The sequence below is a fragment of the Sinorhizobium fredii USDA 257 genome (genome assembly GCF_000265205.3).
Lineage (GTDB): Bacteria > Pseudomonadota > Alphaproteobacteria > Rhizobiales > Rhizobiaceae > Sinorhizobium > Sinorhizobium fredii_B.
Map to the genome: position 1 here is coordinate 4,731,163 of NC_018000.1, position 14,296 is coordinate 4,745,458.

General features: G+C 63.6%; 11 protein-coding genes. 9 read left to right on the forward strand and 2 right to left on the reverse strand.

From position 1 onward, the window contains the following. Nucleotides 1-52: 52 nt before the first annotated feature. The 7 genes from USDA257_RS22160 to USDA257_RS22190 all read left to right on the forward strand — a co-directional run bounded on the left by USDA257_RS22160 (nucleotide 53) and on the right by USDA257_RS22190 (nucleotide 10,396). Entirely contained in the window at nucleotides 53-2,116 is a 2,064-nt protein-coding gene (locus USDA257_RS22160; protein ID WP_014765215.1) for an acetate--CoA ligase family protein, read from the forward strand. A 5-nt stretch (nucleotides 2,117-2,121) separates the two neighbouring features. Then, the gene (locus USDA257_RS22165) at nucleotides 2,122-2,904 is read left to right on the forward strand and encodes a carnitinyl-CoA dehydratase (RefSeq protein WP_014765216.1); all 783 of its coding nucleotides are present in this window, start codon (nucleotides 2,122-2,124) and stop codon (nucleotides 2,902-2,904) included. Nucleotides 2,905-3,173: 269 nt separating this feature from the next. Then, on the forward strand, nucleotides 3,174-4,763 hold the full coding sequence (locus USDA257_RS22170) for an ABC transporter substrate-binding protein (RefSeq protein WP_014765217.1): 1,590 nt from the start codon (nucleotides 3,174-3,176) through the stop codon (nucleotides 4,761-4,763). Between the two features lie 2 nt (nucleotides 4,764-4,765). Further along, nucleotides 4,766-5,872 (forward strand): ABC transporter permease, encoded by a 1,107-nt coding sequence (locus USDA257_RS22175; RefSeq protein WP_041414526.1) that lies wholly within the window; start codon nucleotides 4,766-4,768, stop codon nucleotides 5,870-5,872. Beyond that, nucleotides 5,869-6,696 (forward strand): ABC transporter permease, encoded by an 828-nt coding sequence (locus USDA257_RS22180; RefSeq protein WP_014765219.1) that lies wholly within the window; start codon nucleotides 5,869-5,871, stop codon nucleotides 6,694-6,696. The genes USDA257_RS22175 and USDA257_RS22180 overlap by 4 nt, the downstream gene beginning before the upstream one ends. Continuing rightward, the gene (locus USDA257_RS22185) at nucleotides 6,689-8,320 is read left to right on the forward strand and encodes an ABC transporter ATP-binding protein (RefSeq protein ID WP_014765220.1); all 1,632 of its coding nucleotides are present in this window, start codon (nucleotides 6,689-6,691) and stop codon (nucleotides 8,318-8,320) included. Before USDA257_RS22180 ends, USDA257_RS22185 begins: the two co-directional genes overlap by 8 nt. Before the next feature lie 78 nt (nucleotides 8,321-8,398). Then, nucleotides 8,399-10,396 (forward strand): CocE/NonD family hydrolase, encoded by a 1,998-nt coding sequence (locus tag USDA257_RS22190; protein WP_014765221.1) that lies wholly within the window; start codon nucleotides 8,399-8,401, stop codon nucleotides 10,394-10,396. A gap of 48 nt (nucleotides 10,397-10,444) precedes the next feature. Here the strand turns inward: USDA257_RS22190 and USDA257_RS22195 are convergent, their stop codons facing one another. Together USDA257_RS22195 and USDA257_RS22200 are read right to left on the reverse strand one after the other, a co-directional pair. Beyond that, a complete protein-coding gene (locus tag USDA257_RS22195) occupies nucleotides 10,445-10,849 on the reverse strand; it encodes an ACT domain-containing protein (RefSeq protein ID WP_041415509.1) in 405 nt (134 codons plus the stop codon). Between the two features lie 7 nt (nucleotides 10,850-10,856). After that, complete coding sequence (locus USDA257_RS22200; protein WP_041414528.1) at nucleotides 10,857-11,780, reverse strand: alpha/beta hydrolase; 924 nt, start codon at nucleotides 11,778-11,780, stop codon at nucleotides 10,857-10,859. Nucleotides 11,781-11,903: 123 nt separating this feature from the next. Between USDA257_RS22200 and USDA257_RS22205 the strand changes: the two genes are divergently transcribed. Together USDA257_RS22205 and USDA257_RS22210 are read left to right on the forward strand one after the other, a co-directional pair. Beyond that, complete coding sequence (locus tag USDA257_RS22205; RefSeq protein WP_041414530.1) at nucleotides 11,904-12,812, forward strand: LysR family transcriptional regulator; 909 nt, start codon at nucleotides 11,904-11,906, stop codon at nucleotides 12,810-12,812. Between the two features lie 141 nt (nucleotides 12,813-12,953). Beyond that, nucleotides 12,954-14,114, forward strand: a complete 1,161-nt coding sequence (locus tag USDA257_RS22210; protein WP_014765224.1) for an ABC transporter substrate-binding protein — start codon at nucleotides 12,954-12,956, stop codon at nucleotides 14,112-14,114. Nucleotides 14,115-14,296: the final 182 nt, after the last annotated feature.

The following is a 14,296-nucleotide window of genomic DNA, read 5'->3' on the forward strand; positions in this document are numbered from 1 at the left end:
CTCCCCCCAGCAAAAAAGATCGAGGCGTCTTTATTCGCGAGGGAGGCAATCGATGACCGCCCCTCCCCGCTCCCTCGACCGCCTCATCCGCCCCCGCTCCATCGCGGTCTTCGGCGGCAAGGAGGCGCGCCGCGTCATCGAACAATGCGACAAGATGGGTTTTGCCGGCAAAATCTGGCCGGTCCATCCGCGCGAGGATGAAATCCTCGGTCGCCGCTGCAATCGCTCGGTCGCCGACCTGCCGGAGGCGCCGGATGCTTCCTTTGTTGGCGTCAACCGCGCATTGACCATCGAGATCATCCGTGATCTGGCGGCGCGCGGCGCCGGCGGTGCGGTCTGCTACGCTTCAGGCTTCCGCGAGGCGGCGAGCGAGCTTGCCGACGGCAACGACCTGCAGGAGGCGCTGGTCGCCGCCGCAGGTGACATGCCGATCGTCGGGCCCAACTGCTACGGCTTCATCAACATGCTGGACGGGGCGCTTCTCTGGCCGGACCAGCACGGCATGCTGCGCGTCGAGCGCGGCGTGGCGATCCTCACCCAGTCCTCCAACATCGCCTGTAACATCTCGATGCAGAAACGCGGGCTGCCGCTCGCCTATGTGATGACCGCTGGCAACCAGGCGCAGACCGGCCTCTCCGACATCGCCTGCGCCGTGCTCGAGGATCCGCGCGTCACCGCGGTCGGGCTCCATATCGAAGGTTTCGACGGTATCGAGGCGCTGGAGCGGCTCGCTACCCGCGCCCGCGAATTGCGTAAGCCGGTGGTGACGCTGAAGATCGGCAAGTCGGAGGCCGCGCAACTCGCGACGATTTCCCACACCGCTTCGCTCGCCGGCAATGACCGCGTCTCTTCGGCCGTGCTCGCCCGGCTCGGCATCGGCCGCGTCGACACGCTGCCGGAGCTTTTGGAAACGCTGAAGCTTCTGCATCTTCATGGCCCCCTCCCCAGCGCCGACATCTCCTCGATGAGCTGTTCGGGCGGCGAAGCCTCGCTGATGGCGGATGCCGGCGTCCGGCGCAAGGTCGCCTTCCGAGCGCTCAAGGACGAGCAGCGCCAGCCGCTGCGGGAAAGTCTCGGCGACATGGTGACGATCGCCAATCCGCTCGACTACCATACCTTCGTCTGGGGCAATCGCGAGAAGCAGACCGCCGCCTTCACCGCCATGATGCGGGGCGGCTACGCGCTGAACCTGATCGTGCTCGATTTCCCTCGCCTCGACCGCTGCAACGCCGAAGACTGGGCGACGACCTGTGATGCGGTGATCGACGCGGCGAACGCGACGAGCGCCGTCGCCGGCATCGTCGCAAGCCTTGGCGAAAACATGCCGGAGGAAACCGCGCTCTCCTTGATGGCAGCAGGCGTCGTGTCCTTCTTCGGCATCGACGAGGCCCTCGCCGCGGCCGAGACAGCGGCCGCAATCGGCGCCGCCTGGGCAAGGCCGGCCCCGCCGCCTCTCGTCAAGGCCGCAGCAGCCGGCGGCGATGCCACCACACTGACGGAGGCTGAAGCCAAGGCGGAGCTCGCCCAAGCGGGTGTGGCTGTACCGCAAGGTAAAACCGCTGTAACGCCGAAGGAAGCTGCAGAGGTCGCCGAAACCCTCGGCTTCCCGGTCGCACTCAAGGGTCTCGGCGTTGCCCACAAGACCGAAGCCGGTGCCGTCAGGCTCAATCTGACAACCCGGGAAGAAGTGCTCGCCGCAGCAGAAGCGATGGCGTCGGTCGCCGCAGGATATCTCGTGGAGAGGATGATCGCCAGGCCAGTCGCCGAACTGATCATCGGGGCGATGCGCGATCCGGTGGCGGGTCCGGTGCTGACCATCGGGGCTGGCGGAATCCTGGTGGAATTGCTCGACGATTCCGCAATCCTGACGCTACCTGCCACCGAAGCGATGATCAAGGCGGCAATTGACGGCCTGAAAATCAGGAAACTGCTCGACGGCTATCGCGGCGGTCCGAAGGGCGATGTCGCGGCGTTGACAGACACTGTCGCAGCCGCGGCATCCTATGTCGTTGCAAACGCTTCCAAACTCGACGAACTCGATATCAATCCTATTATGGTATTGCCGGATGGCCATGGAGCCGTCGCCGCCGATGCCTTGATCCGCCGGAGGAAATGACGCCTATGACCGGACCGATCCTCACCCGCCGCGAAGGCGGCATTCTCGAAGTCACGATCGACCGGCCGAAGGCGAACGCCATCGACCTGAAGACAAGTCGGGTCCTGGGCGAGATCTTCCGCGATTTCCGTGACGACCCGGCGCTGCGGGTGGCGATCATCACCGCGGCCGGCGAGAAATTCTTCTGTCCCGGTTGGGACCTGAAGGCGGCGGCGGAGGGTGATCCCGTCGATGGCGACTATGGTGTCGGCGGTTTCGGCGGCATGCAGGAGCTCCGCGACCTTAACAAGCCGATCATCGCCGCCGTCAACGGCATCTGCTGCGGCGGCGGGCTGGAGATCGCCCTTTCGACAGATCTCATTCTCGCGGCCGAACACGCGACCTTCGCGCTACCGGAAATCCGCTCCGGCACGGTCGCCGACGCTGCCTCGATCAAGCTGCCGAAGCGCATCCCCTATCACATCGCCATGGACATGCTTCTGACCGGGCGCTGGCTCGAAGCCGCGGAGGCGCATCGCTGGGGTTTCGTCAACGAGATCCTGCCCCCAGGGCGGCTGATGGAGCGCGCCTGGGAACTCGCGCGCCTCCTCGAAAGCGGCCCGCCGCTCGTCTATGCGGCAATCAAGGAGGTGGTGCGCGAAGCCGAGGGCCGCGACTTCCAGACGACAATGAACAAGATCACCCGTCGCCAGTTCAAGACGGTCGACGTGCTTTATTCGAGCGAAGACCAACTGGAGGGAGCCCGCGCCTTCTCCGAGAAGCGCGATCCGGTCTGGAAGGGGAGATGAGGCCGGTGGCCCGGAATGGCGGCGTGGCGCCGTAGACTGGAGTCCACAAGGCCAACTTATGGAAAGAAATGATCATTTAGGACGTTACAAGCTTCGATCGAGCGGATAGCCTTTGGTTGAAGCCTATAGCGCCCCCGAGACAGGACGGAGGATAAAGGAAAGGACATCCAAGCGGTACAGTGCCTTGGGCCATCGAAAAGGATGGCGATACGCAGTCTCTACCAATCACAATGAACGGCGAATGCCGGCTAACGAAAGGGAACAGGGGAATGAGCGATTACAAGGATTATCTGACACGCCAGGTCATGCTGGGCAAAATGAACCGCCGCGAGTTTCTCGGGCGCGCTGCCGCGTTAGGCATTGCCGCATCGACCGCGAACACGCTGTTTGCGACCAGTGCCGCAGCGCAGGAGCCGAAGCGCGGCGGGCACCTGAAACTCGGCCTCGAGGGTGCGGCCGCAACCGATTCGAAAGACCCGGCAAAGGCGCTTTCACAATTCCTGTTCGTCGTCGTTCGGACCTGGGGCGACCTGCTCGTCGAAAGCCACCCGACGACCGGCGCGCCCGTGCCGGCGCTTGCCGAGTCTTGGGAGCCTTCCGCCGACGCGGCGACCTGGACCTTCACGATCCGCAAGGGCGTCAAATTCCATGATGGCAAGGAACTGACGGTAGAGGACGTCGTCAAGACGCTGCAGCGTCACACGGACGACAAGTCGGAGTCGGGCGCCCTTGGCGTCATGAAATCCATCAAGGAAATCAAGGCCGATGGCGGCAAGCTCGTGCTGACGCTGACCGAAGGCAATGCCGACCTGCCGCTGCTGCTTTCCGATTATCACCTCGTCATCCAACCGAACGGCGGCATGGACAACCCCGACGCCATGGTCGGCACCGGGCCCTACAAGGTCGCGAGCTTCGAACCGGGCGTGCGTGCCACTTTCGAAAGAAACCAGGACGACTGGCGTACGGATCGAGGTTACGTGGATTCGGTCGAACTGATCGCCATGAACGACGCGACGGCACGCATCGCCGCTCTTTCATCCGGTCAGGTGCACTTTATCAACCGCATCGACCCGAAGACGGTCAGTCTCCTGAAGCGCGCGCCGACGGTCGAGATCCTGAACACGTCCGGCCGCGGCCACTACGTTTTCATCATGCATTGCAACACCGCGCCGTTCGACAACAACGACCTTCGCATGGCGCTGAAGCTGGCGATGGACCGCGAGACCATGGTCCAGCGAATCCTCGGCGGTTACGGCAAGATCGGCAACGACTTCCCGATCAACGACACCTATGCCCTCTTCCCGGAAGGCATCGAGCAGCGCGTCTATGATCCGGACAAGGCCGCCTTCCATTACAAGAAGTCGGGCCACAGCGGGCCGGTGCTGCTGCGCACCTCCGACGTCGCCTTCCCGGGCGCGGTGGATGCCGCCGTTCTCTACCAGGAGAGCGCCAAGAAGGCCGGCATCGAAATCGAGGTCAAGCGCGAGCCGGGCGACGGCTACTGGACCAATGTCTGGAACGCCCAGCCGTTCTGCACCTCCTATTGGGGCGGCCGTCCGACCCAGGACCAGATGTACTCGACGGCTTACCTGTCCAACGCCGACTGGAACGACACCCGCTTCCAGCGTGAGGACTTCGACAAGCTCCTGCTCCAAGCGCGTTCCGAGCTGGATGAGGCCAAGCGCAAGGACATGTACCGCACCTTGGCGATGATGGTCCGCGACGAAGGTGGCGTGATCCTGCCGATGTTCAACGACTTCGTGAACGCGTCCACCAAGCAGGTGAAGGGCTACGTCCACGATATCGGCAACGACATGTCGAACGGCTATGTCGCAACCCGGGTGTGGCTGGACGCGTGACGATGGAGAGCGGACCGATCACTGGTCCGGTTCTGACCGATGGGGCCGCGGGTGACACACACCCGCGCTCCGCCGAGCTTTCCGGAGTACCAGCAAAGCCCAACCCCGCCACCGGCGAGCTCGGCGGCACTTTCTGGCGGCGTTTCGTCTTTCGCCGCCCTCTCGTGGCGCTGATCCTTCAGCGCCTCGGCCTCAGCGTCGGCCTGCTCTTCGCCGTGTCGCTGATGATCTTCGGCGGCATCGAGGCGCTCCCCGGCGATTTCGCCACCACCTATCTCGGCCAGTCGGCGACGCCGCAAGCAGTCGAGAACATCCGCAAGGATCTCGGCCTCGACCGGCCCTGGAGCGAGCGCTATCTCAGCTGGCTCGGCGGTGCCGTTCAGGGCGACTTCGGCACCTCCTGGGCAAGCAAGAACTCGGTCAGCGAACAGATCGGCAAGAGACTCGGCAATTCCCTCTTTCTCGCCTTTTTCGCGGCTCTCATTTCCGTGCCGCTTGCCGTCGGCCTCGGCATGCTCGCGGTGCAGTTCCGCAATCGACTACCGGACAAGATCATCAACGTGATTTCGCTGGCGGCGATCTCTCTGCCGGAATTTTTCATCGGCTATCTGCTGATCATGTTCTTCGCCGTCCAATTGGGCGTCGCCACATTCCCGGCGACCGTCTACGACAGCATGACCTTCACCGAGCGGCTCTCGGCGATTGCACTCCCGGTCGCAACCCTCGTGCTCGTCGTCCTAGCGCACATGATGCGCATGACGCGGGCGGCGATCCTCAACGTCATGTCATCGGCCTATGTCGAGACCGCTGAACTCAAGGGTCTCGGCACCTTCCGCATCATCGCGCGGCATGCCGCGCCCAACGCCGTGGCGCCGGTCATCAACGTCATCGCGCTGAATCTCGCCTATCTTGTCGTCGGCGTCGTCGTCGTCGAGGTGGTGTTCGTCTATCCCGGCATGGGGCAGTACATGGTGGACGCGGTGACGGTGCGCGACATGCCGGTCGTGCAGGCCTGCGGGCTGATCTTCGCGGCCTTCTACATTTTCCTCAACATGGCGGCCGATATTCTCGCCATTCTCGCCAATCCGAGACTGAGGCACCCGCGATGAACCTGCGATCTATCCCCATCAGCGCCTGGGTCGGCATCATCGGCATTGCTGTCGCCCTTCTTTGCGCCCTCTTCGCTCCCTTCATTGCCCCCTTCGGCGAGCGGGACGTCGTCGGCGAGATCTGGATGCCAGCCGGTGGCGATTTCCTGCTCGGCACTGACAATCTCGGGCGCGACCTGCTCTCGCGCCTGATCTACGGCGCCCGCACAACAATCTTCGTGGCGCTGGCGGCGACCCTGATCTCCTTCGCGCTCGGCATGATCCTGAGCTTCGCGGCGGCCGTCACCGGCGGCTTCGTAGACCAGCTCTTCTCGCGCTTCAACGATCTGATGATGGCAGTCCCGACGCTGATCTTCGCGCTCGTCGTGCTTGCCGTCCTGCCGCAGCATCTCTGGATCCTCATTCTGGTGATGGCGGTGCTCGACTCCACCCGCGTCTTCCGCATCGGCCGCGCCGTCGCCCTCGATGTCGCGGTGATGGAATTCGTGGAGGCCGCACGGCTTCGCGGCGAAGGCAGCCTGTGGATCATCTTCCGGGAGATCCTGCCGAACACGCTGTCGCCGCTGCTTGCCGAATTCGGCCTGCGTTTCGCCTTCTCGATCCTATTCCTCTCCACCCTCTCCTTCCTCGGCCTCGGCATCCAGCCACCGGCCGCCGACTGGGGCGGCATGGTCAAGGACAACAAGGACGGCATCATCTTCGGCATCTCCGCGGCACTGGTTCCCGGCGCGGCGATCGCAACCCTCGCCATCAGCGTCAACCTCGTCGTCGACTGGCTGATGAAGCGCACCTCGAGCCTGAAAGGAGGGCGCGGCGATGCCTGATCTGCTTTCCGTCAAGAACCTGAAGATCGAGGCGACGAGCTATCCGCCCGGCGAACCGCCGAAAGTGGTGACGCTCGTCGAAGGCGTCTCCTTCAATCTCGAAAAAGGCAAGGTGTTGGGTCTCATCGGCGAATCCGGCGCCGGCAAGTCGACGATCGGCCTCTCCGCACTCGCCTATGGCCGCGGGGGCGTTCGCATCACCGGCGGCGAGGTGCTGCTCAACGGCCGGGACATCCTGAAGCTCGACCGCAGCGGCATCAATTCTGTCCGCGGATGCCACGTCTGCTATGTCGCCCAGTCCGCGGCGGCGGCCTTCAACCCGGCCCACAAGCTCGGCGACCAGGTGATCGAAGCCTCGCTCCGCCACGGCATCATGTCGAGAGAGGAAGCGAAGAAACGCGCCCTCTATCTCTTCCGTGTGCTCGGCCTTCCCAGCCCTGAAACCTTCGGTGAGCGCTATCCGCATCAGGTTTCCGGCGGTCAACTGCAGCGCGCCATGACCGCCATGGCGCTCTGCCCGAACCCGGAGCTGATCGTCTTCGACGAGCCGACGACGGCGCTCGACGTGACGACGCAGATCGACGTGCTGGCGGCGATCAAGCACGCCATCGAGGAGACGCACACGGCGGCGCTCTATATCACCCACGATCTCGCGGTGGTCGCCCAGATCTCCGACGACATCATGGTGCTCCGTCACGGCAAGACCGTCGAATACGGTACCACCAAGCAGGTGATCGAAGCGCCGCGGGAAGACTATACCCGGGCGCTTGTCAGCGTTCGGCAGGCGAAGCGCGACGAAGCCCCGGACCAGTCTGGCACGCTCCTCAAGATCGAGGGCGTCCATGCCGGCTATTCGAACGGTTTCAAGGTGCTGCACGATGTCTCGATGCATCTGCCGAAGGGGCAGACGCTGGCGATCGTTGGCGAATCCGGCTCCGGCAAGTCCACCCTCGCCCGCGTCATCACCGGCCTTCTGCCGCCAAGCCAAGGCCGGATCATCTTCGACGGCAAGGAAATGCCGAAGGCGCTAAAAGGCCGGACAAACGAGCAGTTGCGCCGCATCCAGATGATCTACCAGATGGCGGACACGGCCATGAACCCGCGCCAGACCGTGCGCGACATCGTCGGCCGGCCGCTCTCCTTCTATTTCGGCATGCGCGGCGCCAGGAAAACCGAACGCGTCAAGGAACTACTCGACCAGATCGAGATGGGGTCGCGCTTTCTCGATCGCTATCCGGCCGAACTCTCCGGCGGTCAAAAACAGCGCGTCGCGATCGCCCGGGCGCTCGCCGCCAAGCCGGAACTCATCCTCTGCGACGAGCCAACATCGGCGCTCGACCCGCTGGTGGCCGAAGGCATCCTCAACCTGCTTACGAAGCTTCAGGAGGAAACCGCTGTTTCCTTTGTCTTTATCACCCACGATATCGCAATCGTCCGGGCCATCGCCGACTCGGTCGCCGTGATGCATCGCGGTCGACTGGTGCGGTTCGGTCCGAAGTCGAAGGTGCTCTCGCCGCCTTTCGACGACTACACCGACCTGCTCTTGAAGTCGGTGCCGGAGATGGAAATCGGGTGGTTGGAGCGGGTGCTGAAGACGCGGCGGATGGAGAGTGCCGGGAATTGATCGAGAGCGGAGCGCCCCGCCCTGCATTCACAATCCGCGGCAGATCGCTCACGTGCAGAAAATCGGGAGAAAATAACCGTGTCCGATCGCAACTTCACCGTAATGGAAAACGAGTGGATCACGCTCCGGGACGGAACGCGGCTGGCGGCGCGCATCTGGATGCCGGAGGGCACCGAGCAGAACCCCGTGCCAGCAGTGCTCGAATATCTGCCCTATCGCAAGCGCGACGGAACCTGCGCCCGCGACGAATCCACCTATCCGGTCTTCGCAGCGGCCGGCATTGCCGGCGTCCGCGTTGATATCCGCGGCTCCGGCGAATCCGAAGGCGTGATCGACGGCGAGTATACGCCGCGCGAACTCTCCGACGGCTGCGAGATCATCGAATGGATCGCCGCTCAGCCCTGGTCGAACGGCAAGGTTGGGATGATGGGCATTTCCTGGGGCGGCTTCAACTGCCTGCAGGTGGCCGCTCTGAAGCCGACGGCTCTCAAAGCCGTTATCTCCATCGCCTCGACCGTCGACCGCTATAATGACGACATCCACTACAAGAACGGCTGCCATCTCTCGGCCCAGCTTTCCTGGGCGGCGACCATGCTTGCCTATCAGTCGCGTTCGCCCGACCCGGAACTCGTCGGCGAACGCTGGAAAGAAATGTGGCTGGAGCGGCTGGAGAATGAACCATTCTTCCTGGAGGAATGGCTCGCGCATCAGCGTCGCGACGATTTCTGGCGCCACGGCTCGATCTCGGAGGATTTCGAGGGCTTCCCGATTCCCGCGCTCGTCATCGCCGGCTGGGCCGACGGCTACCGCAACACGCCGATCAAGGCGATCGAAGGACTCGGCGGCAAGGCCAAGGCACTGATCGGCCCCTGGGTTCACAAATATCCGCATTTCGCCTGGCCGAAGCCGCGGGCGGATTTCCACAACGAGGCGATCCGCTGGTGGAACCGGTGGCTGCGCGACGAGAGGAACGATGCCGAAAAGCTGCCGCAGATGCGCGCCTATATCCTCGACGGCCCGAAGCCGACGCTGAGGCGCAACGAAGATCCCGGCCGCTGGATCGCCAAGGACGTCTGGAGCGCACCTGAAACGCGGACTTTCGCGGTTTCCAGCGACGGCAGTCTGGTGACCGGCGGCTCGGCCAAAAATGGGATCGGCGACATCTATGTCCGCTCACCGCTCGATACCGGCGCCGCCGCCGGCGAATATTTCACGCTCAAACCGGATGCCGAGATGGCCGGCGACCAGCGCATCGACGATGCGGGGTCCCTCACCTTCGACAGCCACCGCCTGCTCGAGGCGGAGGACTATCTCGGGCAGCCGGTCCTCACCGTGGATGTCTCCTGCGGCGCCGACACCGCCAATCTTGTCGCGCGTCTCGTCGATATCCATCCGGACGGCACGGCAACGCGCGTTGCCTTCGGCGTCCTCAACCTCGCCCATCGCAACGGCAATGCGAAGCCGCAGCCGATGCAGAAGAACCACAAGACGCGCATCACGCTGGTGCTCGACGCCTGCGGCTATCGCTTCCGCGCCGGTCATCGCATCCGCCTGTCGCTCTCGACGTCCTACTGGCCGATGATCCTGCCGCCGCCGACCGATCCCGGCCTGACGATCGATACCGGAAGCCTCTCGCTGTCGCTGCCGCTTCTCGGTGACCACCGCCAGATCGTCGTGCCGCAGCCGGCCAACCCCAATCCGCTGCCCACCTATATCGAGCACTCGCCGGCGCAAACGCGCCGCAGCGTCGAGCGGGACATGACCAAGGGTGTGACACATTACCAGATCTACGAGGACACCGGGCTCGTCGAACATCCCGAAACGGGCAACGCTACGCAGGATATCCGTGACGAAACCTGGTCGATTGCACCGGGCGACCCGCATTCGATGACAGGCATCTCCAAATGGACCTGCATTGCCAAGCGCGGCGAACAGTTTCTCAAGACCGTTTCGACCTCGCGGCTTGGCTGCACGGAAACGGAATGGATCACCTCGGCCAAGGTCGAGGCTTTCGAAGGTGAGGAGAAGGTTTTCGAGAAGACCTTTGAGAAACAGATCATGCGGGATTTCATGTAAGTTGAGCGATCAGACGGATCGCCCCGCTATCTGATGCAAGCCTCCGGCTCAGCTATTGCCACGGCTCAGGGCATGCAACGCCGCGAGCGAGCGATCCGCATCCGCCGTCGGCACGAAGATGTGGTCGTGATAATATGCAGCCACGACATTGGCACTGACACCGGCCCGAGTGAGCGCGGCCGAAACAGCGGCCGTCAGCCCCACCGCCTCGAGGGCTGAATGAACGCTCAGCGTAATCAGCCGCAGGACCGGGCCATAGGAAAGCCCGGCCGCATCCGCCTTTGACCGTTCGAGGATCAGCGTCATCCCCTCTGCTTCGCGGAAAGTGCCGATCGGCTCAAGGGCAAGCCACAACGCGGCATCGCCCAGGACGGTGCAGTAGACATATTCGCGTTCGGCCAGGATCGGGCTCATCTCATTGAGCAGGCGCTGAAGGTCGGTCTCCCCGCTCATGATTGCCTCAAGCTGTTCCGACCAGCCGCGCCACGCCATGAACGAGATGGTCAAACCCTTCGCGCGCGCCCGGACTCATGTGCCGCGCCCGGAGCCAGGCATGGATCATCTGCGGCTCTTCGCGATAGGTGACGTCCACACCTGCTTGGGCAAGGCGCGCCGCATAGCCCCGTGCGTCGTCCCGCAAGGGATCGAAATACGCGCCGGTAATGAAGGCCGGCGGCAGCCCGGCCAGATCGTCCGCCTTCAGCGGATGGGCGAAAACGTTGTCGACCGGCGCCTTCCGCACCTCGCGATAATAGGCGACGTCTTTGGTCGAAAGCCCCAGCGCCTCAGCCATCTCGACATAGGAACTGCCGGCGAGATCACCGAGAAGATCGGGGTAGATCAGCACCTGGCCGACGATGCCCGGACGCCCCTCCACCGTCGCCCTGAGCGCGATCCCCGCAGCGAGATTGCCGCCGGCGCTGTCGCCGGCGACGACCACCGGGCGGCGATCGGCAAGCAGGCTTTTCAGCACCTCGTGGCAATCTTCGAAAGCCGCCGGCCAGATATATTCCGGCGCCAGCCGGTAGTCGACCGAGACCAGTTCCGCCCGCGCGCCATGGGCGACTTCGGCGCAGATCGCGTCATGGCTTTCGAGCGAGCCGACGACGAAACCGCCGCCATGAATGTAGAGGATGCGGGTTTCTGTCGCGACGTCCGCCGGCCGATAGTGTCTGACCGGGATGCGTTCTCCGACGCGCTCGTCCCGCCGCGTCAGCCCGGCCGGAGACGGTGCGTCGAATTCGGCGCAAAGTGCATCGTACCATTTGCGCTGCTGCGCGATCGAGGCGTTGACGGGATCCGCCGGATAGAAAGCCTCGCAACGTTCATGAAAGGCCAGAATTCCAGGCTCTGTCGGCGTTGGCCGCGCTGGTTTCGAATCCATCCTTTTCTCCCTCGAAGGCACCTTAACACCGGCGTCATTCTTCGGGCGACAAAATGCGGCAAGCCAAGGCGCAGCCGCGTCGCATCGCTTGCCATCGGGTCCCTACCCGGTGTTAATTCGCTCATGGCATTCACACTCCGGCAGCTGCAATATTTCGTCGCCGTCGCCGAGCAGGGCTCGGTCACCCGTGCGGCGCAGAACCTGTCGATCTCGCAATCCTCGATCACCGAAGCGGTCAAGGAGTTGGAGACCGATCTTGGCGTCGAGCTTTTCGACCGCCACCCGCGCGGCCTTTCCATCACTCATAACGGTCACCAGTTCCTCAGGCATGCGACGAAGATCCTCGCCGATGTTTCGGATGCTCGGCGCAGTTTCTCCGACAGCCGCGAGGAACGCGGCGGCAAGCTCAATCTCGGGGTCACCTCGCTCGTTGCCGGCTACGTGCTCTCCGATCTGCTCGCCCGCTATCGACGCGCCTGCCCGGGTGTCGAGGTGAGCGCCCTCGAGGACAACGGCTCCTATCTCGAGCATCTGCTGATCGGCGGCGAGCTCGACGTCGCCGTCATGGTGATCTCCAACCTGCGCGACCGAATGGCGCTGCAGGCGGAAATCCTCGAGACCTCGCCCTACCGGCTCTGGCTGCCGATCGGCCACCCGCTCGTCAGCGCCGACATCATCTCGGTCGAAGATATCGCCAAGGAACCGCTGATCATGCTGACGATTGACGAAATCGAGGAAAACACCGGCAAGCTGCTCTCGGCGCTCGGCGCCCGCCCCCATGTGGCCTTCCGCACCCGCTCGGTCGAGGCGGTCAGAAGCCTGGTCGCGACCGGCGCCGGCATCGCCCTCCTGCCCGACCTCATCTATCGGCCCTGGTCGCTCGAAGGCGACCGGATCGAGAGCCGCGATGTTTCCGGCGCTTTGCCGGTCGTTCAGGTGGGCATGGTGTGGCGCAAAGGCTCGAGCCTGCCGCAGTCGGCGCGCGATTTCGTCGGCATCGCCGAGGCTTTGCGCAGCGCCCGTCCCCGCTGAGTCCAACTCCTACTCCGCGTCCCGTATCGGAAAATCCGATATCGCCATTCTGATTAATGAATTTGCGAATGCGGAGAAATAGAGGCACGCTTCATCTCAGGGAACAAGCCCGCAAAGGCGGCACAAACTGGGGAGACTTCAATGAAGCAGATCCTGAATTCTTGTACGGCGCTTACCCTTTCGCTCAGCCTCGTCGCCCCCGCCCTTGCCCAGGAACCGCTGAAGGAGCTCGGCCAGGGTGAAGGCGAACTCTCGATCGTTGCCTGGCCCGGCTACATCGAGCGCGGCGAGACCGACAAGAACTACGACTGGGTCACCGAATTCGAGAAGAAGTCCGGCTGCAAGGTCAGCGTCAAGACAGCCGCCACCTCCGACGAAATGGTCGCACTGATGAACGAAGGCGGCTTCGACCTGGTCACCGCATCGGGCGACGCCTCGCTTCGTCTGGTTGCCGGCAAGCGCGTCCAGCCGATCAACACCGACCTCATCCCAAGCTGGAAGACGATCGACGAGCGCATGCAGAACGCGCCCTGGCACACGGCCAACGGCGTCCACTACGGCACGCCCTATGTCTGGGGGCCGAACGTGCTGATGTACAACACCGAGGCGTTTAAAGGACAACCGCCGAAGAGCTGGAACGTCGTTTTCGAGGAAATGACGCTGCCGGACGGCAAGTCCAACAAGGGCCGCATCCAGGCCTATGACGGTCCGATCCATGTCGCCGACGCGGCCAACTACCTGATGGCCCACAAGCCGGACCTCGGCATCAAGGATCCCTATGAGCTCAACGAGGATCAGTACAAGGCCGCCCTCGACCTGCTTCGCGTTCAGCGCACGCTGGTCGGCCGCTATTGGCATGACGCGATGATCCAGATCGACGACTTCAAGAACGAAGGCGTCGTCGCCTCCGGCTCCTGGCCCTTCCAGGTCAACCTGATGCAGGCCGAGAAACTGCCGATCTCGTCGATCATTCCGGAAGAAGGGGTGACGGGCTGGGCGGATACGACCATGCTGCATGCCGAGAGCGAGCATCCGAACTGCGCCTATATTTGGATGGAGCACACGCTCTCGCCGAAGGTGCAGGGCGACGTCTCCGCCTGGTTCGGCGCCAATCCTTCGGTGGGCGCCGCCTGCAAAGGCAACGAACTCCTGACAGACGAGGGCTGCGCGACCAACGGCTATAACGACTTCGACAAGGTCAAGTTTTGGAAGACGCCGGTGGCGAAATGCGCCAGCCAGGGCGAATGCGTGCCCTATCACCGCTGGGTCTCCGACTATATCGGCGTGATCGGCGGTCGGTAAGCCGCCCTTTCCCCCTCGTCGGGAAGGTTGCCCGCAGGGCCGGCAGGGGTTTTTCAAGGCCCCTCCCCAAACCTCCCCACTAGGGGAAGGAGTGGATCCCGCATGCCGCGCCAACCGCGGGTTCGCCTCCGCCAAAGCTCGGAACCCCGAGAGAAGCTTGACCGAGGCACCGGCCGCGAGTC